Source organism: Burkholderia sp. BCC1988 (assembly GCF_905339895.1).
Taxonomy (GTDB): Bacteria; Pseudomonadota; Gammaproteobacteria; order Burkholderiales; family Burkholderiaceae; genus Burkholderia.
This window is the reverse complement of sequence record NZ_CAJPHA010000006.1, coordinates 212,579-237,298: the sequence shown is the minus strand read 5'-3', so window position 1 is coordinate 237,298 and position 24,720 is coordinate 212,579. Positions and strand designations below refer to the sequence as shown.

24 protein-coding genes are annotated in these 24,720 nt (G+C 66.7%); 3 read left to right on the top strand and 21 right to left on the bottom strand.

What is annotated here, in order from left to right:
- Positions 1-23 precede the first annotated feature (23 nt).
- Entirely contained in the window at positions 24-2,066 is a 2,043-nt protein-coding gene (gene uvrC, locus U4012_RS11125; RefSeq protein WP_321798432.1) for an excinuclease ABC subunit UvrC, read from the bottom strand.
- Between the two features lie 76 nt (positions 2,067-2,142).
- Here uvrC and earP point away from each other — a divergent pair, with 76 nt between their 5' ends.
- The 3 genes from earP (at position 2,143) to U4012_RS11110 (ending at position 5,692) form a co-directional block, all read left to right on the top strand.
- Positions 2,143-3,339 carry an elongation factor P maturation arginine rhamnosyltransferase EarP gene (earP, locus tag U4012_RS11120; RefSeq protein ID WP_321798430.1) on the top strand — a complete coding sequence of 399 codons (1,197 nt, stop codon included), beginning with the start codon at positions 2,143-2,145 and terminating at the stop codon, positions 3,337-3,339.
- Between the two features lie 138 nt (positions 3,340-3,477).
- Entirely contained in the window at positions 3,478-4,035 is a 558-nt protein-coding gene (gene efp, locus U4012_RS11115; protein ID WP_044844759.1) for an elongation factor P, read from the top strand.
- A 271-nt stretch (positions 4,036-4,306) separates the two neighbouring features.
- Positions 4,307-5,692, top strand: a complete 1,386-nt coding sequence (locus U4012_RS11110) for a sigma-54-dependent transcriptional regulator (protein ID WP_044844760.1) — start codon at positions 4,307-4,309, stop codon at positions 5,690-5,692.
- A 155-nt stretch (positions 5,693-5,847) separates the two neighbouring features.
- Here the strand turns inward: U4012_RS11110 and nagZ are convergent, their stop codons facing one another.
- From nagZ to plsX, 20 genes are all read right to left on the bottom strand, one after another.
- Positions 5,848-6,876, bottom strand: coding sequence for a beta-N-acetylhexosaminidase (nagZ, locus tag U4012_RS11105; RefSeq protein ID WP_321798426.1), 1,029 nt, complete (start codon positions 6,874-6,876; stop codon positions 5,848-5,850).
- A 16-nt stretch (positions 6,877-6,892) separates the two neighbouring features.
- Positions 6,893-7,330 carry a holo-ACP synthase gene (gene acpS / locus U4012_RS11100; protein WP_044844762.1) on the bottom strand — a complete coding sequence of 146 codons (438 nt, stop codon included), beginning with the start codon at positions 7,328-7,330 and terminating at the stop codon, positions 6,893-6,895.
- A 69-nt stretch (positions 7,331-7,399) separates the two neighbouring features.
- Positions 7,400-8,176 (bottom strand): pyridoxine 5'-phosphate synthase, encoded by a 777-nt coding sequence (gene pdxJ, locus U4012_RS11095; RefSeq protein WP_321798423.1) that lies wholly within the window; start codon positions 8,174-8,176, stop codon positions 7,400-7,402.
- Positions 8,173-9,012 (bottom strand): DNA repair protein RecO, encoded by an 840-nt coding sequence (gene recO, locus U4012_RS11090; RefSeq protein ID WP_014897645.1) that lies wholly within the window; start codon positions 9,010-9,012, stop codon positions 8,173-8,175. The genes pdxJ and recO overlap by 4 nt, the downstream gene beginning before the upstream one ends.
- The gene (gene era / locus U4012_RS11085; RefSeq protein WP_006476493.1) at positions 8,999-9,898 is read right to left on the bottom strand and encodes a GTPase Era; all 900 of its coding nucleotides are present in this window, start codon (positions 9,896-9,898) and stop codon (positions 8,999-9,001) included. Before era ends, recO begins: the two co-directional genes overlap by 14 nt.
- A gap of 60 nt (positions 9,899-9,958) precedes the next feature.
- Positions 9,959-11,242, bottom strand: coding sequence for a ribonuclease III (gene rnc, locus U4012_RS11080; RefSeq protein WP_321798560.1), 1,284 nt, complete (start codon positions 11,240-11,242; stop codon positions 9,959-9,961).
- Positions 11,243-11,395: 153 nt separating this feature from the next.
- Positions 11,396-12,289 (bottom strand): signal peptidase I, encoded by an 894-nt coding sequence (gene lepB, locus U4012_RS11075; RefSeq protein WP_124487453.1) that lies wholly within the window; start codon positions 12,287-12,289, stop codon positions 11,396-11,398.
- 16 nt (positions 12,290-12,305) lie between these two features.
- Positions 12,306-14,099, bottom strand: a complete 1,794-nt coding sequence (gene lepA, locus U4012_RS11070; protein WP_321798419.1) for a translation elongation factor 4 — start codon at positions 14,097-14,099, stop codon at positions 12,306-12,308.
- Between the two features lie 210 nt (positions 14,100-14,309).
- A complete protein-coding gene (locus U4012_RS11065; protein WP_044844767.1) occupies positions 14,310-14,546 on the bottom strand; it encodes a glutaredoxin family protein in 237 nt (78 codons plus the stop codon).
- 7 nt (positions 14,547-14,553) lie between these two features.
- On the bottom strand, positions 14,554-16,059 hold the full coding sequence (locus tag U4012_RS11060; RefSeq protein ID WP_044844768.1) for a DegQ family serine endoprotease: 1,506 nt from the start codon (positions 16,057-16,059) through the stop codon (positions 14,554-14,556).
- Between the two features lie 16 nt (positions 16,060-16,075).
- Positions 16,076-17,128 carry a MucB/RseB C-terminal domain-containing protein gene (locus U4012_RS11055; RefSeq protein ID WP_044844769.1) on the bottom strand — a complete coding sequence of 351 codons (1,053 nt, stop codon included), beginning with the start codon at positions 17,126-17,128 and terminating at the stop codon, positions 16,076-16,078.
- A gap of 5 nt (positions 17,129-17,133) precedes the next feature.
- Positions 17,134-17,751 carry a sigma-E factor negative regulatory protein gene (locus U4012_RS11050; RefSeq protein ID WP_321798558.1) on the bottom strand — a complete coding sequence of 206 codons (618 nt, stop codon included), beginning with the start codon at positions 17,749-17,751 and terminating at the stop codon, positions 17,134-17,136.
- 87 nt (positions 17,752-17,838) lie between these two features.
- Positions 17,839-18,438, bottom strand: a complete 600-nt coding sequence (rpoE, locus tag U4012_RS11045) for an RNA polymerase sigma factor RpoE (RefSeq protein WP_006752490.1) — start codon at positions 18,436-18,438, stop codon at positions 17,839-17,841.
- A 91-nt stretch (positions 18,439-18,529) separates the two neighbouring features.
- The gene (locus U4012_RS11040) at positions 18,530-18,994 is read right to left on the bottom strand and encodes a hypothetical protein (protein WP_321798415.1); all 465 of its coding nucleotides are present in this window, start codon (positions 18,992-18,994) and stop codon (positions 18,530-18,532) included.
- Between the two features lie 12 nt (positions 18,995-19,006).
- The gene (gene fabF, locus U4012_RS11035; RefSeq protein ID WP_044844772.1) at positions 19,007-20,239 is read right to left on the bottom strand and encodes a beta-ketoacyl-ACP synthase II; all 1,233 of its coding nucleotides are present in this window, start codon (positions 20,237-20,239) and stop codon (positions 19,007-19,009) included.
- Positions 20,240-20,403: 164 nt separating this feature from the next.
- Positions 20,404-20,643 carry an acyl carrier protein gene (acpP, locus tag U4012_RS11030; RefSeq protein WP_004197638.1) on the bottom strand — a complete coding sequence of 80 codons (240 nt, stop codon included), beginning with the start codon at positions 20,641-20,643 and terminating at the stop codon, positions 20,404-20,406.
- 144 nt (positions 20,644-20,787) lie between these two features.
- Complete coding sequence (gene fabG, locus U4012_RS11025) at positions 20,788-21,537, bottom strand: 3-oxoacyl-ACP reductase FabG (protein ID WP_044844773.1); 750 nt, start codon at positions 21,535-21,537, stop codon at positions 20,788-20,790.
- A 36-nt stretch (positions 21,538-21,573) separates the two neighbouring features.
- Positions 21,574-22,506 carry an ACP S-malonyltransferase gene (gene fabD, locus U4012_RS11020; protein WP_321798413.1) on the bottom strand — a complete coding sequence of 311 codons (933 nt, stop codon included), beginning with the start codon at positions 22,504-22,506 and terminating at the stop codon, positions 21,574-21,576.
- Positions 22,507-22,591: 85 nt separating this feature from the next.
- Positions 22,592-23,581: a beta-ketoacyl-ACP synthase III gene (locus U4012_RS11015; RefSeq protein WP_044844775.1), complete on the bottom strand. Its 990-nt coding sequence runs from the start codon at positions 23,579-23,581 to the stop codon at positions 22,592-22,594.
- Entirely contained in the window at positions 23,582-24,688 is a 1,107-nt protein-coding gene (gene plsX / locus U4012_RS11010) for a phosphate acyltransferase PlsX (protein WP_321798411.1), read from the bottom strand. It abuts the gene before it with no gap.
- Positions 24,689-24,720: the final 32 nt, after the last annotated feature.

Here is a 24,720-nt window from a genome sequence, read left to right as displayed (position 1 = left end):
GCGCGGCCGGTCGCACGGCCGGATCAGTGAAGCTGCTTGTAGATCTGCTCGGCGAGCGCGTGCGAGATGCCGTCGACGCTCGCCAGCTCCTCGACGCTCGCCGCGACCACACCGCGCAGCCCGCCGAACCGCGCAAGCAGCCGCTGCCGGCGTTTCGCACCGACCCCTTCGAGCTCCTCGAGCCGCGAGGTCTGGCGCGCCTTCGCCCGTTTCGCGCGCATCCCGGTGATCGCGAAACGGTGCGCCTCGTCGCGGATCTGCGCGACGAGCATCAGCGCGGCGCTCTCCTTGCCGAGTTCGAGCGGCGGGCGGCCGTCCGCGAACACGAGCGTCTCGAGGCCGACCTTGCGCCCCTCGCCCTTCGCGACGCCGACCAGCATCGACGTATCGAGCCCGAGCTCGGTGAACACCTGGCGCGCGATCTCGACCTGCCCCTTGCCGCCGTCGATCAGCACGATGTTCGGCAGCAGGCTCGATGCCTCGGCCTGGCGCGTCGATTCGCCGTCGATGCCGGCCGCATCGTCGGCGGCCGCCGCCTGCGCGGCCTGCTCGACCATCTTCTCGTAGCGGCGCGTCAGCACCTGCCGCATGGCCGCGTAATCGTCGCCCGGCGTGATGCCGGTGATGTTGTAGCGACGGTACTCGCCCGACTGCATCTTGTGATGGTGATAGACGACGCACGACGCCTGCGTCGCCTCGCCCATCGTATGGCTGATGTCGAAACATTCGATCCGCAGCGTCGCGAGATCGTCGCTTTCGAAGCCGAGCGTTTCCGCGAGCGCGCGCGTGCGCGCCTGCTGCGAACCCTGCTCGGACAGCAGCCGCGCGAGCGCGATCTGCGCGTTCTGCTCGGCCATCGACAGCCACGCGCGCCGCTGCCCCTGCGGCTGCCGCACCAGCGAGACCTTGTGACCGGCCTGCTCGGACAGCAGCTCGAGCAGGTCGCGGCTCGCGGGCGCATGGCTCACGACCAGCACGGGCGGCACGCGATTGCCGAGATAGTGCTGCGCGATGAACGCATCGAGCACCTCGGCCTCCACCGACGCGCCCGCGTCACGCGCGGCGGCAGCGTCTTCCGCGGGCCGGTCGGGCAACGCCGCAGCGGTGTCGCCGGCAGCCTCCGCTGCGTCGGCCTCGCCCTCGGCCTCGTCGCCGAGCCCGCCTTCGGCCAGCGTCAGCGCACTTTCGACGTGCGCCGGGAAATAGGCCTTGTCGCCGAGATGCCGGCCGCCGCGCACCATCGCCAGGTTCACGCACACGCGTCCGCCCTGCGCGACCACCGCGAGGATGTCGACGTCGCTGTCGCTGCCGACCTCGATCGCCTGCTGGTGCAGCACCGTCGCGAGCGAGCTCATCTGGTTGCGCACGGCGGCCGCCTGCTCGAACTTCAGCTCGGCCGCGAACGCGTGCATCTTCTGCTCGAGTTCCTTCATCACTTCCGATTGCCGGCCGAGCAGGAAGCGCGCGGCGTTCGACACGTCGATCGCGTAGTCGTCCTCGGAAATCGCGCCGACGCACGGCGCCGTGCAGCGCCCGATCTGATGCAGCAGGCACGGCCGCGTACGATTGTTGAAGACCGAATCCTCGCAGGTGCGCAGCTGGAACACGCGCTGCAGGATCTGGATGCTCTCGCGCACGGCCCACGCGCTCGGGAACGGCCCGAAATACTGGTTCTGCTTGTCGACCGAGCCGCGGTAGTACGCCATGCGCGGAAAGCGGTGCGCGGTGAGCTTCAGGTACGGATACGACTTGTCGTCGCGAAACAGGATGTTGTAGCGCGGCGCGAGTGCCTTGATCAGGTTGTTCTCGAGCAGCAGCGCCTCCGCCTCCGAGCGCGTGACGGTCGTCTCGATGCGCGCGATGCGCGTGACCATCATCGCGATGCGCGGCGACAGCTGCGTCTTCGTGAAATAGCTCGAGACGCGCTTCTTCAGGTCGCGCGCCTTGCCGACGTAAAGCACGGCGCCCGCCGCATCGTAGTAGCGGTAGACGCCCGGCATGTGCGGCAGTTGCACGAGGATCTTCTTCGGTTCGAACGGGGTGTCGGCGGCTTCTGGGGATGTCATGCGCGATTCGGGTGCCTTGTGGCGCGGAACGAGTCCATTAGAATCGCCAGTTTAGAGCATTCACCGGTCCGCTTCGATGCCCCGCCCCGCCCCCGCCTCCCCTGCCTCCGCTGCGCCGCTCGCGCCCGACGAACCGATCGCGTGCGACCTCTTCTGCACCGTGATCGACAACTTCGGCGACATCGGCGTGTGCTGGCGCCTCGCCCGCCAGCTCGCGCACGAGCACGGCTGGCAGGTGCGCCTGTTCATCGACGACCTGCGCACGTTCGCGCGGCTGCTGCCGGGGGTCGATCCCGATGCCGGGCGGCAGACGCTCGACGGCATCGTGATCGAGCACTGGCATGCGGAAGTCGGCGACGCACTGGAGATCGCCGACGTCGTGATCGAGGCCTTCGCGTGCGAGCTGCCCGGCGCCTATCTCGCCGCGATGGCGCGCCGCGCGCGCCGCCCAGTGTGGATCAATCTCGAATACCTGAGCGCCGAGGACTGGGTCGCCGATTTCCATTTGCGGCCGTCGCCGCATCCGCGCTATCCGCTGCTGAAGACGTTCTTCTTCCCGGGACTGTCGGCCGGCACGGGCGGCGTGCTGAAGGAACGCGACCTCGACGCGCGCCGCACGGCCTTCGAAGCCGACGCGGCGGCGCGCACCGCCTGGTGGCGGCATGCGACGGGCGACGCGCCACCGGCGCCGGGCACGACCGTCGTCAGCCTGTTCGCGTATGAGAATCCGGGCGTCGACGCGCTGCTCGCGCAGTGGCGCGACGGCCCGTCGCCCGTCGTCGCGCTCGTGCCCGCCGGCCGCGTGTCGCCGGCCGTCGCCCGCTTCTTCGGGGTCGAACCGTTCGGCGCCGGCGCGCGCGCAAGCCGCGGCAATCTGACCGCGTACGGGCTCGCGTTCGTCCCGCAGGCCGACTACGACCCGCTGCTGTGGGTGGCCGACGTCAACTTCGTGCGCGGCGAGGACTCGTTCGTCCGCGCGCAATGGGCGCGCAAGCCGTTCGTATGGCACATCTACCCGCAGGCCGACGATGCGCACCTGCCGAAGCTCGACGCCGCGCTCGCGCACCTGTCGGCCGGCCTCGCCGATGCGCCGCGCGCGGCGCTCGGGCGCTTCTGGCATGCATGGAACGGCGCCGGCACGCCCGACTGGGGCGATTTGCTGCAACACCGTGCCGCACTGGATGCCAACGCGGCGTGCTGGGCCGACGCGCTGGCGAGCGTCGGCGATCTCGCCGGAAAGCTGGCGGAATACGTAAAATCTCAGTTAAAATAAGCGGTTATCCGACGGCTGACCACGCAAGCGCTCGCGTTTGGGGCTCTTGGCACCTACCGGAACGCACCGCCGCTTGCGCCGTCAGCCGTTGCGCAACGCTCAGGCACCTATTTATTTGATTGGATCAGGACAGTTTTTATGAAGACCGCACAGGAACTCCGCGTAGGCAACGTCGTGCAGATCGGCAGCGAAGCATGGGTCATCGCAAAGGCGGAATACAACAAGTCGGGCCGCAACTCCGCCGTCGTCAAGATGAAGATGAAGAACCTGCTGACGAACGCAGGCCAGGAATCGGTCTACAAGGCTGACGACAAGTTCGACGTCGTCGTGCTCGACCGCAAGGAAGTGACGTACTCGTACTTCGCCGACCCGATGTACGTGTTCATGGACGCCGACTACAACCAGTACGAAGTCGAAGCGGAAATGATGGGCGAAGCGCTGAACTACCTCGAAGACGGCATGGCGTGCGAAGTCGTGTTCTACAACGAGAAGGCGATCTCGGTCGAACTGCCGACGATCCTGGTTCGCGAGATCACCTACACGGAACCGGCCGTCAAGGGCGACACGTCGTCGGGCAAGGTGCTGAAGAACGCCAAGCTCGCAACGGGCTTCGAACTGCAAGTGCCGCTGTTCTGCAATACCGGCGACAAGATCGAAATCGATACGCGTACGAACGAATATCGCAGCCGCGCGTAATCGCCTGCGATTGCCGGATCGAACAAAGCGCCCTTCGGGGCGCTTTTTGTTTGTCTGGCGTCAACAGCAGCGGGCGTCGGCACCATGGACAGCACGAAATCCAGCATTAAAGGTATTCAATTTGTATCATCGGTAACTGTTTTATAGCGTGAAAGAAATAATGCACGTCAGGCGTTCAGCGGGGCATAAAATCAGTTTTTAATCTGACATGCGGCTGCGGCCGGCTCCGATGGCCGACAGCCCGCCTCTCTTGACTCGACTCGCGTCCACCATGCCACACGCCCTGATTGTCGAAGACGATCCCAACAGTCTGTCCGGCCTGACCGCGCTGCTCGCCGCAGACGGCTTCTCGGTCGACACGGCCACGTCGCTCGCCGAGGCACGCACGGCGCTCGGCCGCTCGATTCCCGATGTCGTCCTGGTCGACCTGAACCTGCCGGACGGCAGCGGATTCGACCTGCTCCAGCACCTGCCGCAGCAGCAACCGAACGGCTCGCTGCCGGTGATCGTGCTGACGGGCAACGCGACGGTCGAGAGCGCGATCGAAGGCCTGCGTCACGGCATCTGGGACTACCTGCTGAAGCCGATCAACATTCCGCGCCTGCGCAGCCTGCTGGCCCGGATTCCGCGCCCCTACGAACTGATCGACGAAGTGCGGACGCTGCGCGCGTCGCTGCGCCACCTCGGCCGCTTCGGCGCGCTGGTCGGCCGCAGCGAGGCGATGCAGCACGTGTACGACATGATCGAGCACAACGCGGGCACCGAAACGGCCGTGCTGTTCACCGGCGAAGCCGGCACCGGCAAGAAGCTGGCCGCGCGCACGCTGCACGACCTGAGCCGGCGCCGCAAGGGGCCGTTCGTGTCGTTCGACTGCCGCACGATCGCCCAGGCCGGACGCCACGGCGCGTCGCTCGACAGCGTGCTGTTCGGCCATGAACGCGGCGCGTTCGACGGTGCCGAGCGGCGCGAGTCGGGCCTGTTCGAACAGGCCGGCGGCGGCACGCTGTTCCTCGACGAGATCACCGCACTGCCGCTCGTGCTGCAGGAGGCGCTGCTGCATGCGCTCGACTCGCAGAACTTCATGCGGATCGGTGGCACGAGCTCGATCGCGAGCGACTTCCGGCTGATCGCGACCACGCGCCGCCCGGCCCGCGAGGCGGTCGCGAACGGCATGCTGCGCGAGGATCTGTGGCTGCGTCTCGATGCGGCGTCGATCACGATGCCGCCGCTGCGCGAACGCGACGGCGATGTCCTCGCCATCGCGGACGCGCTGATCGACGACCTCAACCGCGAAGCGCGCGGCACCGGCCGCAGCACGACCGACAAGCGCGCGGCGCCGGGCTTCGTGCGCGAATGCGTGTCCTACGAATGGCCCGGCAACGTGCGCGAACTCCAGGAGCGCGTGCGCTTCGCCTATGACGCATCCGGCGATTTCATCGAAACGCTGCGCGCGGGCGAAGCAAGCTTCGCGGCCGGCGCCGCGCTGAACGGCAGCAGCGTGCAGATCAAGGTCGGCACCCCGCTGTCCGACGTCGAGGATCTGCTGATCCGCGCGACGCTCGACGCGGTCGGCGGCACGCGCCATCGCGCGGCGACGCTGCTCGGCATCAGCCCCAAGACGCTGTACAACAAGTTGCAGCGGATGAAGGTCAACTGACCGGGCTGCCGTTGTTCGGGGCGCCGGCCGGAGCTGACGGTTAGTTGCGCAAAGACGTGTGACCCCGCGCTTCGCCGTCAATGGAAAAAGCCGCGCAAAAGCGCGGCTTTTTTGCTTCGGCAACGGGACCGGCGGCCTCGCGCCGCCCTTCCCGCTTACGCCAGTGCGCTGCTCAACAGCGCCTGCGCCTGCAGATACTCAGGCTGCGCGATCAGCTTGTCCCACTTGAGCGGCTTGCCGCGCGCCCGCATCCGCTTGATGCGCCGCACCGACTCGGTCGACGCCTGCGCCTTCAGGCCGTTCAGCACGACTTCGGCCGCATCCGGCTGGTTGCAGACGAGCACCATGTCGCAACCGGCGGCGAGCGCCGCGTCGGCCGCCTGCGTGAGCGTGCCGCCCTCGCGTGCCGCCTCCATCGACAGGTCGTCGCTGAAGATCGCGCCCGTGAAGCCGAGCTGCCCGCGCAGGATGTCCTGCAGCCACACGCGCGAGAAGCCGGCCGGCCGCTTGTCGACCTGCGTGTAGATCACGTGTGCGGGAATCACCGCGGTCAGCGACAGGCCGAGCCAGTCGTACGGCGCGACGTCCTGCTTGAGGATCGCGTCGAGCTGCCGGTCGTCGGTCGGCAGCGCGACGTGCGAATCGGCTTCCGCGAAACCGTGCCCCGGGAAATGCTTGCCGCAGTTCGCCATGCCGGCGAGCGACAGCCCGTGGTTGAGGCTCTTCGCGAGCAGCGTGACGACGCGCGGGTCGCGATGGAACGCACGATCGCCGATCACCTTCGAATGCCCGTAGTCGAGATCGAGCACCGGCGTGAAGCTCATGTCGATGCCGCATGCGCGCAGCTCGGCCGCCAGGATGTAGCCGACCGCGGTCGCGACCTTCGTCGCGAGCAGCACGTCGCGGTCCCACAGTTCGCCGAGGCGGCGCATCGCCGGCAACACCGTGAAGCCGTCGGTGCGGAACCGCTGCACGCGGCCGCCTTCGTGATCGACGGCGATCAGGATGTCCTCGCGCACCGCGCGGATCGAGTCGGTCAGCGCGCTCAGCTGCGCACGGTTCTGGAAATGCCGCGCGAACAGGATCACGCCGCCGGTGTTCGGATGCGCAAGGCGCCGCGCATCGTCGCGCGACAGGGCCGTGCCGACGACGTCGAGCATGACCGGGCCGGGAGTCGTTTTCATCGAATCGGAAAGTCCGTCAGGGAGTGGTTCGGGAAACAGGTGCGGGTGCAGGCGGCGCTGCGTCGGTCTCGGCGACCACGAACGACACCGCGTAGTCGCGTTCGTCGCTGACCGTCACGCGCGCCGTGATGCCGCGCGCGGCGAGCCAGTCGGCCAGTTCACCCGACGCGACGACGTACGGTTCGCCGCTGCGCTGGTTGAGGGTCTGCAGCGCGCGCCACGTCATCGGCCAGTGCATGCCGAGCCCGATCGCCTTCGAGAACGCTTCCTTCGCGGAAAAGCGCGTCGCGAGAAACGCGATGCCGCGCGCCTCGGAGCGCGCGCGGCGCGCATGGAACACGCGCAGCTCGTCGGGGCCCAGCACCTTCTCGGCAAACCGGCCGCCCGTGCGCTCGAGCACGGCCGCGATGCGGCTCACCTGGACGATGTCGGTACCGATGCCGTAGATCGCCATGTCAGCGCCCGCCGTGACGCACGGACGACGCCGGGTGACGAGCGAAGCGCGCGCGCACGGAATGCATCGTCAGCGCGCGCCGCCGTGCAGCGCGGCCACGCGCGCGGCGACCATGATCGCCTTCATCTCGCGCACCGCGTTGTCCCAGCCCGCGAAGATCGCGTGCGCGACGATCGCGTGGCCGATGTTCAGCTCGACGATGCCGTCGATCGCGGCGATCTGCTGCACGTTCGTGTAATGCAGTCCGTGACCGGCGTTGACCTTCAGGCCCAGTTGCGCGCCGGCCTGCACGCCCGCGACGATGCGTTCGTATTCGCGCTGCTGCTCGACTTCGTCGTGCGCATCGGCATAGCGGCCGGTATGCAACTCGACCACCGGCGCGCCGGCTTCGTGCGCGGCGCGGATCTGCGTTTCGTCCGGATCGATGAACAGCGACACGCGCACGCCGGCGTCGGCGAGCTGCCTGCATGCCGCACGCACGGCCTCGAAGCGGCCGGCGACGTCGAGACCGCCTTCGGTCGTCAGTTCCTCGCGCTTCTCGGGCACGAGGCACGCGTCGTGCGGACGCACTTCGCATGCGATGTCGAGCATCTCGGCCGTCACCGCGCATTCGAGGTTCATCCGCGTCTTCAGCTGCGGGCGCAACGTGCGCACGTCGGCGTCGACGATGTGGCGGCGGTCCTCGCGCAGGTGCAGCGTGATCGCGTCCGCACCGGCCTCTTCGGCCGCGAGCGCCGCGCGTATCGGATCGGGATAGGCCGTGCCGCGCGCGTTGCGCAGCGTCGCGACGTGGTCGATGTTCACGCCGAGGTCGATGACGGTGGGCGTTGTCAGGAAGAAGCTCATAGGTTTTGCAGGTCGATCAGGATCTGACGCGTGGCAAGCGGCGTACCGCCGAGATAGGTGTTCAGCAGGAAGCGCATCAGCGTCTTGCTTTGCGCGACCGTCTGGGCTCGATGGTAATCGTCCTGCTCCATGTCGAGCAACGTCTGTCCGGTAATCACCGGCCAGTGCGACGGCACGTCGTCGTCCGCATTGCGCACGCCGCGCTCGGGATCGAACACGTAGCGGCGATCGGGCTCGACCGCCCGGCGCGCGACCGTGCGGTTCAGCGCCATCGCATAGCCGGTCTCGCGCAGCAGCACGCGCTCGAACGAGCGCAGCACCTGCACCGCGGGCTCGCCGTGCGCGAGGCGCGTCAAGGTCAGCACGTAATGATTGAAGAGCGGCGGCTGCGGATCCTCGCGCGCGCAGAATTTCACGAGCAGCTCGTTCGCGTAGAAGCCGCACAGCAGCCCGTCGCCGCCGAGCGGCAGCATCCCGCCGACCCATTCGGCGCCCGTCAGCGTGCGCACTTCGGATTTGCCCGACCAGGACAGCAGCAGCGGCTGGAACGTCTGCAGCACGCCGCGCAGCGCGGAGTGCGGGCGCTTCGCGCCCTTCGCGACGAGCGCGAGCCGGCCGTGATCGCGCGTCAGCACGTCGATGATCAGGCTCGTTTCACGGTACGGATAGCTGTGCAGCACGAACGCCGGCTGCTCGGCGACGCGGAAATCGGACGTGCGAGAGGTCGCGCGCCGCGCCTTGCGACGCGGCGGTTCGGGCGGTGCCGGCAACGGCGCGTCGTTCGCGCCGGCGGTCACCGCATCTTCGGTCGACGTCAGCGCGTCATTCGTACCCATAGGCACGCAGCCCCGCCTCGTTGTCGGCCCAGCCGCTCTTCACCTTCACGAAGGTCTCGAGGTACACGGGGCCGTCGAACAGCTTCTCCATGTCCATCCGCGCCTCGGTGCTGATCTGCTTGAGCTTCTCGCCCTTCTTGCCGATCACCATCGCCTTGTGCGAATCGCGTTCGACGAGGATCGTCGCAAAGATGCGCTTCAGGCGCCCTTCCTCCTCGAACTTGTCGATCAGGACGGTGCTCGTGTACGGCAGTTCGTCGCCGGTCCAGCGGAACACCTTCTCGCGCAGGATTTCGGCCGCGAGAAAGCGCGAGCTGCGGTCGGTCAGCTCGTCCTCGCCGTAGATCGGCTCGCCTTCCGGCAGGTACGGCTTGATCGTGTCCAGCAGGCGCTTGATGTCTTCCGGCTTCTGCGCCGACAGCGGCACGAGCTCGGTGAATTCGCGCAGCTCGCTCACCTTCTGCATGAACGGGAACAGCGTGGCCTTGTCGTTCACGCGGTCGATCTTGTTCGCGATCAGCAGCGTCGGCATGCCGGGCGGGATCAGGTCGAGCACCTTCTGGTCGTCGGGCCCGAAGCGGCCGGCCTCGATCACGAACAGGATCACGTCGACCGACGTGAGCGTCGACGTGACCGCGCGGTTCAGCGAGCGGTTCAGCGCGGTGCTGTGACGGGTCTGGAAGCCCGGCGTGTCGACGAACACGAATTGCGCGTCGTCGAACGTGTTGATGCCGGTGATGCGATGGCGCGTGGTTTGCGCCTTGCGCGACGTGATGCTGATCTTCTGGCCGACGAGTGCGTTCATCAACGTCGACTTGCCGACGTTCGGGCGGCCCACGATCGCGATCATGCCGCAACGGAAACCGGTAGGAGCGGGAGTGTTCATATCGTTTGGGAGACAGGTTCGGAAACGGCCGCGCGACGCGCGGCACGATCGATGGGCAATTCAGTGATCGGCATCGGCCACGCGCGCCTGCGCGGCAGCGAGGCTTGCGCCGCCCTGCGGCGCCTCGGGGCCCGGCGCCGCGGCGTCGCGGGCGCGCGGCGTCGCACGCGACGCGGCGTCGGAACCGGCAGCAGGCTTGTCGGCGGACGACACGGCCGGATCGGTCGCCTGCCCCGCCGGCTTGTCGGCTGCGCGGGGCGCGCCTTCGGCTGGCTTGTCGGCGCGTTCGGCAGGCTTCTCCGCCGCGCGCACGCCGGGTTCGTTGCGATCCGCCGGCTTGTCTGACGGTTTGTCGCTCGCCTTGTCGGCAGGCTTGTCGGCCGTCGGTTTCGCGGGCCGGTCGGCCTTGTCCGCGGCTGTATCGACATGCGCCGCGCGAATCGCGGCCATCGGCGCCTGCGCCGGCCGGTCGCCCGGCTGTGCGCCGGCATCGGCCGCTGCGGACGCGGCAGCGGCCGCCTTCGCGTCGCGCGCCGCTGCACGCTCCTTACGTTCCGGAGAACGCAGGTCGAGCGCTTCCTGCACACCCTTCACGCCGGGCACGATTTCAGGCTCGACATGCTTCGACCCGCGTGCGTTCTTCGAACGCTTCGGCTTCGCGGCCAGCATCGGCGCGGCTGCCAGCACCTCGTCGAGCGCCTTCTTCGCGGCGGCCTGCTCGGCCGCCCGCCGGCTCGCGCCGGAGCCCGACACCTTCACGTCGAGCTTCGGCACCGTGCATTCGACCTCGAACTGCTGATTGTGCGCCGCACCATGGGTCGCGACGACCGTGTAGGTCGGCAGCGCGATCTTGTGCCCCTGCAGGTATTCCTGCAGCAGCGTCTTCGCGTCCTTGCCGAGCGTGCGCGGATCGATGTGGTCGAGAATCGGGATATAGAGGCGCTTGATGACCCCTTGGGCGGCTTCGAAGCCGCCATCGAGGAATACCGCCCCGATGATGGCTTCGAACGCGTCCGCGAGGATCGACGGGCGACGGAAGCCGCCGCTGCGCAACTCGCCCTCGCCCAGCCGCAACCCTTCGGAAATATTCAGGGCCTGAGCGATTTCATACAGCGACTGCTGCTTGACGAGGTTGGCGCGCACGCGCGACAGGTCGCCTTCGTCCAGCTTGCTGAAACGCTGGAACAAAAGGGCGGCCACCGCGCAATTCAGAACGGAATCGCCGAGAAACTCGAGCCGTTCGTTGTGCGTGGCACTGTGACTGCGATGGGTCAAAGCCTGGCGCAACAATTCCGCATTGCGAAATTCGTAGCGCAGCCGGCTTTCCAACTGGGATAGGGGCATGTGCAGGAGTATAACGCGGGCGCCGGTCGGGCCGAAACGGCACGGCCGGACGCGAAAAGGCGTGACGAGGCGGTGTTGCCGCCGGTTCTTAAAGTAGTTCGGCAATACGCGACGCGGCCCGTGCGTCGCATATTGCGTGCGAGTCGAATACGGTCAGTTGAAGGAACCGATGCGCTTCAGGTCGCCGAAGTTCATCCAGATGAAGAACGCGCGGCCGACGATGTTGTTGTCCGGCACGAAACCCCAGTAGCGGCTGTCCGCGCTGTTGTCGCGGTTGTCGCCCATCATGAAGTAGTGACCGGGCGGCACCTTGCAGATCACGCCGCGGCTGTTGTACGTGCAGTTGTCGCGATACGGATAGTCGTAGGCGCCCATCACGAACGGCGGCACGGCGGGATTGTTGAGGATCGCGTTCTTCTTCGTGCCGATCGTTTCCTCGAACTGCTTCGCGTAGTTCTGGCGCTCGTCGTCGAAGAAATCCGGCAGCGGCGTTTCGGGCACCGGCTGGCCGTTGATCGTCAGTTGCTTGTCCTGGTAAGCGACCGTGTCGCCCGGCAGGCCGATCACGCGCTTGATGTAGTCGACCGACTCGTCCTTCGGATAACGGAACACGACGACGTCGCCGCGCGACAGCGGGCTGCCCTGCGTGATCTTCGTGTTCGTGATCGGCATGCGCAGGCCGTATTCGAACTTGTTGACGAGGATGAAGTCGCCGACCAGCAGCGTCGGCACCATCGAGCCCGACGGGATCTTGAACGGCTCGACGATGAACGAACGCACGACGAACACGGCCAGGATCACCGGGAAGAAGCTCGCGGTGTACTCGAGCCACCACGGCTGGCGCAGCTTTTCGTCGCGCAGCTTCGAACGCGTCTGCCCCGCGTTTTCGTCCGCGAAACGCTTGTCGATACGCGACTGCTGACGATCGAACTCCTCGATCGCCGCGTCGGCCGCCTTGCGCCGCTGCGGCAGGAACACCAGTTTGTCCAACACCCACGCTACGCCCGTCACGACGACGAGCACAAAAAGAATCAGCGCAAAATTCATAAAAGGATCAGTCCTGTTATTTGTCTTCGACGCGCAAGATCGCGAGGAACGCCTCCTGCGGGATCTCGACCGAACCCACCTGCTTCATGCGTTTCTTACCTTCTTTCTGCTTCTCGAGCAGTTTCTTCTTTCGCGTGATGTCGCCGCCGTAGCACTTCGCGAGCACGTTCTTGCGCAGTGCCTTGATGTTCTCGCGTGCGACGATGTGCGCGCCGATCGCGGCCTGGATCGCCACGTCGTACATCTGGCGCGGAATGATCTCGCGCATCTTCGCGGCGACCTCGCGACCGCGGTATTGCGACTGCGACCGGTGCACGATGATCGACAGCGCGTCGACCTTGTCGCCGTTGATCAGCATGTCGACCTTCACGACGTCCGACGAACGGTATTCCTTGAACTCGTAGTCCATCGACGCGTAGCCGCGCGACACCGACTTCAGGCGATCGAAGAAGTCGAGCACGATCTCGGCCATTGGGATTTCGTATGTGAGTTGCACCTGGCGGCCGTGATACTGCATGTTGATCTGCGAGCCGCGCTTCTGCTCGCACAGCGTGATCACGGAACCGACGTAGTCCTGCGGCATGTACAGGTTCACGGTGACGATCGGCTCGCGCACTTCGGCGATGCGGCCGGGCTCCGGCATCTTCGCCGGGTTCTCGACCATGATCGTCGAGCCGTCGCTCTGCACGACCTCGTAGACGACCGTCGGTGCGGTCGTGATGAGGTCCATGTCGAACTCGCGCTCGAGTCGCTCCTGCACGATTTCCATGTGCAGCAGCCCGAGGAAGCCGCAGCGGAAACCGAAGCCGAGTGCCTGCGACACTTCCGGCTCGTACTGCAGCGATGCATCGTTGAGCTTCAGCTTCTCGAGCGATTCGCGCAGCGCGTCGTACTGGTTCGCCTCGACCGGATACAGCCCCGCGAACACCTGCGGCTTCACTTCCTTGAAGCCCGGCAGCGGCTCGGCGGCCGGCTTGGTCGCGTGCGTGACGGTGTCGCCGACCTTCGCGGCCGTCAGTTCCTTGATGCCGGCGATGATGAAACCCACCTGCCCCGCCGACAGCGAGTCGAGATTGCGCGACTTCGGCGTGAACACGCCGACGTGCTCGACCGGATACTGCGCGCCGGTCGCCATCATCTTGATCTTGTCCTTCGGACGCAGCGTGCCGTTGACGATCCGCACGAGCATCACGACGCCGACGTAGTTGTCGAACCACGAGTCGATGATCAGCGCCTGCAGCGGCGCGGCCGGATCGCCCTTCGGCGGCGGCACCTTCGCGATCAGCGCTTCGAGCACGTCCTCGACGCCGAGACCCGTCTTCGCGCTGCAGCGCGTCGCGTCGGTCGCGTCGATGCCGATCACGTCCTCGATCTCCTCGATCGCGTTCTCGGGGTTCGCGGCCGGCAGGTCGATCTTGTTCAGCACCGGCACGACCTCGACGCCGAGCTCGATCGCCGTGTAGCAGTTCGCAACCGTCTGCGCCTCGACGCCCTGGCTCGCGTCGACCACGAGCAGCGCACCTTCGCACGCGGACAGCGAACGGCTGACTTCGTACGAGAAGTCGACGTGCCCCGGCGTATCGATCAGGTTGAGGTTGTAGACCTTGCCGTCGCGGGCGCGATAGCTCAGTGCAGCCGTCTGCGCCTTGATCGTGATGCCGCGCTCGCGCTCGATATCCATCGAGTCGAGCACCTGCGCTTCCATTTCACGGTCGGCGAGGCCGCCGCATACCTGGATGATGCGATCCGCGAGCGTCGACTTGCCATGGTCGATGTGCGCGATGATCGAGAAATTGCGAATATGATCCATTCAGTGCCGATCAAGCGAAAAAGGCGCGCTCGACGACTGCGGAGCACGCCTTGTAAGTCGGTGAAAAAACGGCTTATTTTAGCCGAAAAGGCCTTTGCCGGGCGGTAATTTGGGGTGGCCGGTCAGGGACGCCCCACCGGAGGCCCTGGCCGGCGCGTCCGCCGCCGGAAGCCCCGCGCAACGCGCGGCCGGCCGGCAGCGGAGCCGGGTTCAGCGCCGGGCCGCGAGCGCGCCGCGCACCCTCGCCTCGTCGAACCGGTGGCGGCACACTTCCGTGCCGTCCAGCAACAGCACCGGCACGTCCTCGTCGTAACGCGCAACGAGTGCCGGATCCGCATCGATGTCGACGTAGTCGACCGCGATGCCGAATTCGGCCGCCACCGGCGCCAGCGCATCGCGCAGGTCGTCGCACAGATGGCACCAGCCGCGGCCGTAGAGCGTAAACATCGGCGCGTTACTTCTGAACCGCGCGCGGGCGCACCGGCACGAACTGCGTGTTGTCGCCGCGCCGCACCAGCACCGCGACCGCCTTCTGCGGATCGAGCTGCGCGGTCACGTCGGCGAACTGCTTCGCGCTCGTGATGTCGGTGTCGCCGACGCGCAGCACGATGTCGCCGCGCTGCAGCCCCGCTCGGGCCGCCGGGCCGTCGACGCCGTCGATCTGCACGCCGTTCTTCAGCTTCAGCGACTTCAGCTGATCCGCGGAAAGGTCGCTGACCGTCAAGCCGAGCGAATTCGCCTGGCGCGGCTTCTGCGGCGCGCTCTTGCGCTGCTCGGCCTTCGCCGTCGTCTCGGCCGGCGTCTCGGCGATCGTGATCGGCAGATCGCGCGCCTGACCCTTGCGCCACACGCTGACGGTCGCCTTGGTGCCCGGCTTCGTGTCGCCGACCATGCGCGGCAGATCCGACGCCGTATCGACCGGCCGGCCGTTGAACTTCAGGATGATGTCGCCCGGCTGGATACCGGCCTTGTCGGCCGGACCGCCCGGTTCGACGCTGCTGACGAGCGCACCTTCCGCCTTCGGCAGCCCGATCGAGTCGGCCACGTCCTTCGTCACCTCGCCGATCGCCACCGCGATGCGGCCGCGCGTGACCTTGCCGGTCGCCTTCAGCTGGTCGGCCACGCGCATCGCCTCGTCGATCGGGATCGCGAACGAAATGCCCATGAAACCGCCGGTGCGGCTGTAGATCTGCGAGTTGATGCCGATCACCTCGCCCTGCATGTTGATCAGCGGGCCGCCCGAGTTGCCGGGGTTCACCGCGACGTCGGTCTGGATGAACGGCAGGTAATCGCCCGTGTTGCGGCTCTTCGAACTCACGATACCGGCCGTCACGGTGTTGTCGAGGCCGAACGGCGAACCGATCGCGACGACCCACTCGCCGACGCGCACCTTGTTCGAATCGCCGATCGCGACGACCGGCAGGTTCGACGCCTGGATCTTGACGACCGCGACGTCCGTGCGGTCGTCGACGCCGATCAGCTTCGCCTTGAATTCGCGCTTGTCGGTCAGCGTCACGTAGATGGTGTCCGCGTCGTCGACGACGTGCGCGTTGGTCATCACGTAGCCGTCAGCCGACACGATGAAGCCCGAACCGACACCGCGGTTCTGCTCGGTGTCGGGCGGGTTGTCCGGCGCCGGCGCGTTCTTCGGATTGCCATTGCCGCCGCCACCACCGTTGCCGGGCGCCTGCGGCAGCGGAATGCCGAAGAAGCGCCGGAAGAATTCCGACATGTCGCCATTATCGAAGCCTGGCGGGAGCACGCCGCGCGGGCCGGGCGTCGGCACGTTCGCGGTGGTCCGGATGTTCACGACAGCCGGCCCGACCTTTTCGACCAGATCGGCGAAATCGGGAAGGCTGGCAGCGGGAGGCGTGACCGCGGCCGCGGTATGCGGGGCGAGCGGCAGGCAGGCACACAGCACCGCCGCCGCGAACACTTTGCGCAGCGTGAGTTTCGTCATGTCGGAAGCCGTAGCGTTACTTGGAAGCCTTGTATTCTATGGCAGACGCGAACTGCTGCAACGTGGCCGGCGGCACTTCGCCGAGCACGGTGATCCAGTAGTCGCCGCGACGCTTCACGAGCACGTGGGTCGCGCCGGTGCTGCCCGCGCCTTCCTTGCGCGTATTCTTTTCGGCCGGCTCGATGAAGACCGAGATCGTCGCGAGGCCGTCCGTGAAGACGGCCTGGTCGACCGGAATCGGCGGATCGCCGGCGTCGCGCGCGGCCATCGGCCGGCGCACCTCGCGAATCTTCCGGAAGCCGGCGATGGTCGGCGCGATCTGCCAGCCCTGCGCCTCCATGTCGACCGCCGCGACCGGCGGGCGGACCACCGTCCAGCCGCTCAGGTTGCGCATGCCGGCCGCGATCGCGGATTTGTCACCGGTCGCGCCGCCCGTCTGCAGCTGCGAAAACGCGACCTGCTCGAGCACGTGATCGCTCGCATCGAGCGTCTGCGAACGCAGCAGCAGCCCGGTGCGGGCGTCGGCCCACAGCTTGTAGGTGAAGCGGTACGCGTCCTTCGGCACGAGCTCGACCACCTGCGCGTCGATCCCGGCCACACGGTCCTTGCCGAGCAGCTTCGCGTCGTAGACGGACATTACGTGCTCGCCGCCGGCACCGAGCAGCGCGGGGAACGAGTCGCGCGTCTGGCGGCGCTCGACCACGCACAGCTTGCGCTCGGGCACGAACGTGTAAAGCTCGTCGTTATGCCGCAGCACCTTGCGCGGCTTGCCGTCGAGCGACTCGATGCGCTCGAACTCGCCGTCGCGGGACGCCACGTGCGCGATGCGCGACGACTGGACATACCCGCCGCGCTGGTAGACGAACGTACCCTCGTAGCTCTGCTGCTGCGCCGCCTGCTGGATGCGGTCGAGCCAGTCCGCCGCACCCTTGCGGGTCGCGACGGGATCGTCCGGTTGCTGGGCGCTGGCAGGCAGGGATTGAACGGACAACAGGGCGGCTGCGCAAAGCAGGAGAGCCGGCAGCCGCTTCCATCCGGAGATGGCGTGATTCAACTGCAATGTCCGCATCGGGTTTATTGGCCTGGCGTGGTGGTCACGGCAGCGCGGATCAGCGGCATCGAGCCCGTGACGACGGGCTGCTGCGCGAATTGCTGATGCGCTTCAAGGTATTGGTCGAGACTTGCGTCGCGGATGATGTTGACGTCCTGCAGGCCCGGCTGCGCGGATGCCTGTGCAACCGTCACGCGCTGCAGGTTGCCGCCTTGCGGCGCGCCTGCCGATGCGACCTGGACGGCGCCCGGCACACCGGCCGTCTGCATCTGCGGGACGACGATCCACGTCAGCGTGGCTGCCGCGGCGGCCACCGCGAACGCGGGCACGACACGCCGGCGCAGCGACAGCAGCTTGCGCGCGACCGGCGCGGCGGCCGGCGCGAGCAGGTGCGGCTCGCTTTCGAGCGCGGCGGACATGCGCGCGGTGAACGCGACGCTCAGCGCGGGCGACAGCGCGAGCTCGTCCGAGCGCAGCGCGTCGCCGATCAGGTGGTAATGGGCCCACGCAGCGCGATCCGCGCGGTCGAGCTCAGCCAGAAACTGCCCGTGATCCGGGCCGTCGAACAGTTCACCGTCGACCAGAGCGGAAAGGCGCTCGCTGCGCGAGCACGCTTGCGACTGCGTATTGACCGACCCCATGATGCTCCCCATCTTGCACACACCCCGTCGTGATTTCACGACTCTATCCGTAATAGACCCCGACCCGCGTCGTTGCGCCCGTCGCGCTTACCAGCGCTTGCCTTCGGGCGTATCGAGCAGCGGACGCAATTTCGCAGCGATTGCCTCGCGCGCCCGGAAGATCCGCGACCGGACCGTCCCGATCGGACAATCCATCATTTCCGCGATCTCTTCGTAGCTCAAGCCCTCGATCTCGCGCAGCGTAATCGCCTGGCGCAGCTCTTCGGGCAGGACGGCCATTGCAGCGTTGACCGTCTCGGCAATCTGCTTGCTCATCAACATCGACTCAGGCGTGTTGATATCCCTTAGTTGGTCTGCGTCGGAGAAAGTTTCCGCTTCCTCGGCATCGGCCTCGGTGGAGGTCGGTGCCCGCCGGCCCTGCGTCGCAAGGTAGTTCTTCGCCGTATTGACGGCAATCCGGTACAACCACGTGTAGAACGCCGACTCGCCGCGAAATTGGGGCAGCGCACGATACGCCTTGATGAACGCGTCCTGGGCCACATCCTCGACCTCGGCGGGATCCCGCACGAGGCGCGAGATCAGCCGAATGATCTTGCGGTGGTATTTGGAGACCAGGAGTTCGAACGCTGCCTTGTCGCCTTTCTGTACGCGCTCGACCAGAGCCTGATCGATTTCTTTTTCACTCACCTGACAAATCCGTTAACTAGGGATGCAACGCGGAGCGTTATTGTAGCGTTCCGGCGCCGGCCGCTGGTTACGGCTGGTAACCGTGCCGCCGTCATGCCCGCCCCGCCGTGCCCGCGGTACGCGCCAGCACGGACAGCGCGCTGAACGACGCGGCGTCGAGCGCATCGGCCGGGATCAGCAACGGCCGCGCGCGCCGGGCGCCCTGCCCGACCGACAGCACGAGCAGCAGGCTGCTCCAGTGTGCATGGCCCGTCACGCGGCCCCGGGCCAGCAAGCGCCCGGTGCGGCCAAACGCCGCAATCTCCCCGAATGCATCGATCCGCAACTCGGCCGGCAGCCGGCGGGCACAGGCCCGCGCGGCGCACACGGCAAGCAGTGCGGCCGTCGCCGCCGACACCCACGCGCCGGCAGCGGCACCGGCCCGCGGCGCCCAGAACAGGTACGCGGAGGCGGCCGCCGCCGCGACGAACGCGGCCAGCACCACATACGACACGGCCGAGGCCCGCAATGCAAAGCATTGCGGACGCCCGGCCGGAGCATCGAATGGACTCGTCAAGCGATTTCAGCGTCAGACGCGCTTGAACACCAGCGTGCCGTTGGTACCGCCGAAGCCGAAGTTGTTCTTCACGGCCACGTCGATCTTCATGTCACGCGCGGTGTTCGCGCAGTAGTCGAGATCGCACTCGGGGTCCTGGTTGAAGATGTTGATGGTCGGCGGCGACACGTTGTTGTGCAGCGCCAGCACCGTGAACACCGACTCGAGGCCGCCCGCGCCACCCAGCAGGTGACCCGTCATCGACTTCGTCGAGTTCACCACGAGCTTGTACGCGTGCTCGCCGAATGCCGCCTTCACCGCATCGGACTCGTTCTTGTCGCCGAGCTGCGTCGACGTGCCGTGCGCGTTCAGGTACTGGACCTCGTCCGCGTTCACGCCGGCGTCGCGCAGTGCCGCGACCATGCAGCGGCGCGGACCGTCCATGTTCGGCGCGGTCATGTGGTACGCATCGCCCGTCATGCCGAAGCCCGAGACTTCCGCATAGATCTTCGCGCCGCGTGCCTTCGCCGCCTCGTATTCCTCGAGCACCATCACGCCTGCACCCTCGCCCAGCACGAAGCCGTCGCGGTCCTTGTCCCACGGACGGGACGCGGTGGCCGGATCGTCGTTGCGGGTCGACAGCGCGCGCGCGGCCGCGAAACCGCCGATGCCCAGCGGCGACACCGTCGATTCGGCGCCGCCCGCGACCATCACGTCGGCGTCGCCGGCCTGGATCAGGCGCGCCGCGAGGCCGATGCTGTGCAGACCGGTCGTGCAGGCCGTCACGGCCGCGAGGTTCGGGCCCTTCAGGCCGAACATGATGCTCAGGTGACCCGAGATCATGTTGATGATCGAACCCGGCACGAAGAACGGCGAAATCCGGCGCGGGCCGCGATCGACGTAGGTCTGGTGCGTGTCTTCGATCATCGGCAGGCCGCCGATACCGGAGCCGACCAGCACGCCGATGCGTTCCGCATTGGCTTCGTTCACTTCGAGGCCGCTGTCCCGGATCGCCTGGACGCCGGCTGCGATGCCGTAATGGATAAACGTATCCATGTTGCGGGCTTCCTTCGCCGGGATGTACTCCTCGGCGCTGAAACCCTTCACTTCGCCCGCGAAATGGCAGGCGAGGTTCGACGCATCGAACTTCGTGACGGTGGCGATACCGGACTTGCCGGCGACGAGATTGGCCCAGCCGTCGGCAACATTATTGCCAACAGGCGAAATCAGCCCCAGGCCTGTAACAACAACACGACGGCGGCTCACGGTAACCTCTTTTCCATTATTGGATGACAAAAACAAAAGCCACAGTGGCCACAGGAACCAGCCCTGCGAGCCCTGTGGCTGTTAGTCCGTCCGGCACGAAGCCGGCAGGATGGCGCGTCAATCGCGAAGATCGCGGCGACGTGGCGGACAAGCGCGAAAGGCGCTTACGCCTTGACGTTTGCGCGAGCGTAGTCGATCGCTTGCTGAACGGTCGTGATCTTCTCTGCTTCTTCGTCCGGGATTTCCATGCCGAACTCGTCTTCCAGAGCCATCACCAGTTCGACCGTGTCGAGCGAATCCGCGCCCAGATCGTTCACGAACGATGCTTCGTTCTTGATCTCGGCTTCCGCGACGCCCAGTTGCTCAGCGACGATCTTCTTGACACGTTGTTCGATGTTATCCATTACCCCTCCGAGGGAAAGTTCAGATTTACAAGTGCGCGCATTTTATCAGGTTTGCTGACGGCAAAACGCGCGTTGGCTTGATGGTCGATCAAGCACCGATCCGCCTGAAAAACGGGATACGGCGCGGATGGTAAACGAAAACCGTTACGACATGTACATGCCGCCGTTCACGTGCAGCGTCGTGCCGGTGATATAACCGGCCTGCGGCGATGCGAGGAACGCGACGGCATGGGCGATGTCTGCCGGGCTGCCGAGGCGGCCGAGCGGAATCTGGGTCTTGAGCGCGGCCTGCTGTTCTTCCGGCAGCGTCTTCGTCATGTCGGTGTCGATGAAGCCCGGCGCGACGCAGTTCACCGTGATGCCACGGCTGCCGATTTCACGTGCCAGCGCACGCGTCATGCCCGCGACGCCGGCCTTCGCGGCCGCGTAGTTGACCTGGCCCGGGTTGCCGGCCGAGCCGACCACCGACGTGATGTTGATGATGCGGCCGCCGCGGGCCTTCATCATCGGGCGCAGCACCGCGCGCGACAGGCGGAACACCGACTTCAGGTTGGTGTCGATCACCGCGTCCCAGTCCTCGTCCTTCATCCGCATCGCGAGCTGGTCCTGCGTGATCCCCGCGTTGTTGACGAGCACGTGGAGCGCGCCGAATTCCTTCACGGTCGCGTCGATCAGCGCTTCGGCCGCCGCCGCGTCGTTGACGTTCAGCACCGCGCCGCGGCCCGTCACGCCCGCTTCCGCGAACCCGGCGGTAATCGCGGCGGCGCCCGATTCGCTCGTCGCCGTGCCGATCACCGTCGCGCCCAGGCGCGCGAGTTCGAGCGCGATCGCCCGGCCGATGCCGCGCGATGCGCCGGTCACGATCGCGACCTGTTTATCGAGAGTCTTTTCCATGAATCGAATATCCGTCTCTTGAGGAAAGGCGCCGCGTCAGGCGGTCGCCAGCTTCAGTGCTTCGTCGAGCGAAGCCGGATCGAACACCGATGCGCCGACCAGGTTGCCGTCGATGCGCTTCGTCAGGCCTGCCAGCACCTTGCCCGGACCGCATTCGATCACGTGCGTGACGCCCGTGCCCGCGATGTGCTGCACGCATTCGACCCAGCGCACCGGGCCTGCGGCCTGGCGCACCAGCGCGTCCTTGATTGCGGCCGGATCGCTGACCACCGCGACGTCGATGTTGTTGACGACCGGAATCTGCGGCGCCTTCACGTCGACGTTTGCCAGATAGTCGCGCAACTGGTCCGATGCCGGCTTGAGCAGCGACGAATGGAACGGCGCCGATACCGGCAGCGGCAGCGCGCGTTTCGCGCCCTTCGCCTTCGCGATCTCGCAGGCCTTCTCCACGGCCGCCTTCGCGCCCGCGATCACGACCTGCGCCGGCGCGTTGAAGTTCACCGCTTCGACGATGCCCGCTTCCGCGGCTTCGGCGCACACCGCGCGCACCGTGTCGTCATCGAGACCCAGGATCGCCGCCATGCCGCCCTGGCCGACCGGCACGGCCGTCTGCATCGCCTGCGCGCGGAAGCGCACGAGCGGCACCGCGTCCTTGAACGCGATCGCGCCCGCGGCGACGAGCGCCGTGTATTCGCCGAGGCTGTGGCCCGCGACGATCGACGGTGCCGGACCGCCGGCCTGCTGCCATGCGCGATAGCACGCGTAGGCGGCCGTCAGCATCACAGGCTGCGTGTTGGTGGTCAGATTCAGCTCTTCGGCCGGACCTTCGGCGATCAGCTTGCCGAGATCCAGATTGAGTGCATCGGATGCTTCCTGGAGCGTCTCGCGCACGACGGCGAGATCGGCGAATGCGTTGAGCATGCCGACCGACTGCGAGCCCTGCCCCGGAAAAACGAATGCGAATTTCATATCGTCCCCAATTGAATCGATTCGGACGGCGCGCACGAACGGCGCGCCGGTTCGGGATCCGCGCGCAGCAATTGCGCGCCGCGGATCAGTAGCGGAAGACGGACGCGCCCCACGTGAAGCCGCCGCCGACGCCTTCGATCAGCACGTGCTGACCGCGCTGGATGCGGCCGTCGCGCACCGCGGCGTCGAGCGCCAGCGGGATCGACGCAGCCGACGTGTTGCCGTGCTGGTCGACCGTCACGACCATGCGCTCCTGCGGCAGGCCGAGCTTGCGGCAGGTGCTGGTCATGATGCGGATGTTGGCCTGGTGCGGAATCAGCCAGTCGACCTGCTCGGGCGCGAGATTCGCCTTGGCGAGCGCCTCGATCGCGACCTTTTCGAGTACGTTGACCGCGAGCTTGAACACGGCCTGCCCATCCATGTACAGGAACGCGCTGCCGTCGATCACACCGCGATTGACGTTGCCCGGCGTGCAGAGGATGTTCGAATAGCTGCCGTCCGCGTGCAGCGCGCTGCCGAGCACGCCCGGCTCTTCCGATGCGGACAGGATCACCGCGCCCGCGCCGTCGCCGAACAGCACGCAGGTCGTGCGGTCCTTGAAATCGAGAATGCGCGAGAACGTCTCCGCGCCGACGATGAGCGCCGTGCGGTGCTGGCCGCTGCGGATGAAGCTGTCGGCCGTCGCCATCGCATAGGCGAAGCCCGAGCACACGGCCTGCACGTCGAATGCCGCGCCGCCGTTCTTGATGCCGAGCTTGTTCTGCAGCAGGCAAGCCGTGCTGGGGAACACGAAATCGGGGGTCGAAGTCGCGACGATGATCAGGTCGATCGACTGCGGATCGATATCGGCCGCCTCGATCGCACGGCGCGCCGCTTCAAGCGCGAGATCGCTCGTCGTGACGTCCGGTGCGGCGAAATGGCGCGCATGGATGCCCGTGCGCGCAACGATCCACTCATCGCTCGTCTCGATGCCTTCCTTCGCGAGACGGTCGGCGAGCTGCTGGTTCGTGACCCGGTCGGGCGGCAGGTAGCTGCCCGTGCCGAGCACGCGGGAATAGAGAGTCGATTGGGCCATTTATGCTTTAGAGGATTGCGCAGCGGAAGGTTCGGCGTGGTGGCCTGCGGCCGGGCTCGTCGGGCCTGCGCCGCCCGCGTCGTGTTCGCCGTCGCCGAGCGACACCGAATTGTCCGCCATCGCACGCGTGAGGCGCTCCAGCACGCCGTTTTTGACGGCATCATAACCCCGTTTGATCGCCCACTCAAACGCGTAGGCGTCGGCCGAACCGTGGCTTTTGATCACGAGGCTCTTCAGCCCCAGCAGCGCCGCGCCGTTGTACTGGCGGTGATCGACGCGCTTCTTGAAGCGCATCAGCACCGGCAGCGCGAGCAGCGCCATCAGCTTTGACATCAGCGAACGGCCGAACTCCTCGCGGATGATGTCGGACAGCATCTGCGCGAGCCCTTCGGACGTCTTCAGCGCGACGTTGCCGACGAAGCCGTCGCAGACGATCACGTCGACCGTGCCTCTGTAGATGTCGTTGCCTTCGACGTTGCCACGGAAATTCAGCGTGCTGGCGCGCAGCAGTTCGCCGGCGCGCTTGATGGTCTCGTTGCCCTTGATGACCTCTTCGCCGATGTTCAGCAGGCCGATCGTCGGACGCTCCTTGCCTTCGAGCGCGGCGACGAGCGCGTGCCCCATCTCCGCGAACTGCAGCAGGTGCTGCGGCTCGCAGTCGACGTTCGCGCCGAGGTCCAGCATCATCGTGTAGCCGGTCGGGTTCGGCAGCGCGAACGCGATCGCGGGCCGCTCGATGCCGGGCAGCGTCTTGAGCACATAACGGGAAACGGCCATCAGCGCGCCGGTGTTGCCGGCGGAAATACAGGCCTGGGCCGCGCCTTCCTTGACGTGGTTGAGCGCGACACGCATCGAAGAATCCTTCTTCTTGCGCAGCGCCACTTCGACAGGGTCGTCCATCGCCACGACTTCGGTGGCGGGCACGATGGTCAGCGCGGGATCGTCGAGGGCTTTCAGCTTTTTCAGCTGCGCGCGGATCGCGCTTTCGATGCCGACGAGCATCAGGTGCGCATCGGGATGCGCGCGGACGAACTTGACTGCCGCGGGAACGGTCACGGACGGGCCGTGGTCGCCTCCCATGCAATCGATTGTGAGCTTTACGGTCATGGAATGCGACGAATTTCAGGCACAAAAAAGCG

Coding starts and splice junctions, on each gene's coding strand:
- uvrC (WP_321798432.1), bottom strand. CDS start 2,066: ATGACATCCCCAGAAGCCGCCGACACCCCGTTCGAACCGAAGAAGATC.
- U4012_RS11050 (WP_321798558.1), bottom strand. CDS start 17,751: ATGGGGTCGGTCAATACGCAGTCGCAAGCGTGCTCGCGCAGCGAGCGC.
- fabD (WP_321798413.1), bottom strand. CDS start 22,506: ATGAAATTCGCATTCGTTTTTCCGGGGCAGGGCTCGCAGTCGGTCGGC.
- recO (WP_014897645.1), bottom strand. CDS start 9,012: ATGGGTACGAATGACGCGCTGACGTCGACCGAAGATGCGGTGACCGCC.
- U4012_RS11060 (WP_044844768.1), bottom strand. CDS start 16,059: ATGACGAAACTCACGCTGCGCAAAGTGTTCGCGGCGGCGGTGCTGTGT.
- lepA (WP_321798419.1), bottom strand. CDS start 14,099: ATGGATCATATTCGCAATTTCTCGATCATCGCGCACATCGACCATGGC.
- U4012_RS11110 (WP_044844760.1), top strand. CDS start 4,307: ATGCCACACGCCCTGATTGTCGAAGACGATCCCAACAGTCTGTCCGGC.
- rnc (WP_321798560.1), bottom strand. CDS start 11,242: ATGCCCCTATCCCAGTTGGAAAGCCGGCTGCGCTACGAATTTCGCAAT.
- fabG (WP_044844773.1), bottom strand. CDS start 21,537: ATGGAAAAGACTCTCGATAAACAGGTCGCGATCGTGACCGGCGCATCG.
- nagZ (WP_321798426.1), bottom strand. CDS start 6,876: ATGAAAACGACTCCCGGCCCGGTCATGCTCGACGTCGTCGGCACGGCC.
- era (WP_006476493.1), bottom strand. CDS start 9,898: ATGAACACTCCCGCTCCTACCGGTTTCCGTTGCGGCATGATCGCGATC.
- acpP (WP_004197638.1), bottom strand. CDS start 20,643: ATGGATAACATCGAACAACGTGTCAAGAAGATCGTCGCTGAGCAACTG.
- pdxJ (WP_321798423.1), bottom strand. CDS start 8,176: ATGAGCTTCTTCCTGACAACGCCCACCGTCATCGACCTCGGCGTGAAC.
- U4012_RS11015 (WP_044844775.1), bottom strand. CDS start 23,581: ATGGCCCAATCGACTCTCTATTCCCGCGTGCTCGGCACGGGCAGCTAC.
- efp (WP_044844759.1), top strand. CDS start 3,478: ATGAAGACCGCACAGGAACTCCGCGTAGGCAACGTCGTGCAGATCGGC.
- acpS (WP_044844762.1), bottom strand. CDS start 7,330: ATGGCGATCTACGGCATCGGTACCGACATCGTCCAGGTGAGCCGCATC.
- earP (WP_321798430.1), top strand. CDS start 2,143: ATGCCCCGCCCCGCCCCCGCCTCCCCTGCCTCCGCTGCGCCGCTCGCG.
- U4012_RS11065 (WP_044844767.1), bottom strand. CDS start 14,546: ATGTTTACGCTCTACGGCCGCGGCTGGTGCCATCTGTGCGACGACCTG.
- U4012_RS11055 (WP_044844769.1), bottom strand. CDS start 17,128: ATGCGGACATTGCAGTTGAATCACGCCATCTCCGGATGGAAGCGGCTG.
- lepB (WP_124487453.1), bottom strand. CDS start 12,289: ATGAATTTTGCGCTGATTCTTTTTGTGCTCGTCGTCGTGACGGGCGTA.
- plsX (WP_321798411.1), bottom strand. CDS start 24,688: ATGACCGTAAAGCTCACAATCGATTGCATGGGAGGCGACCACGGCCCG.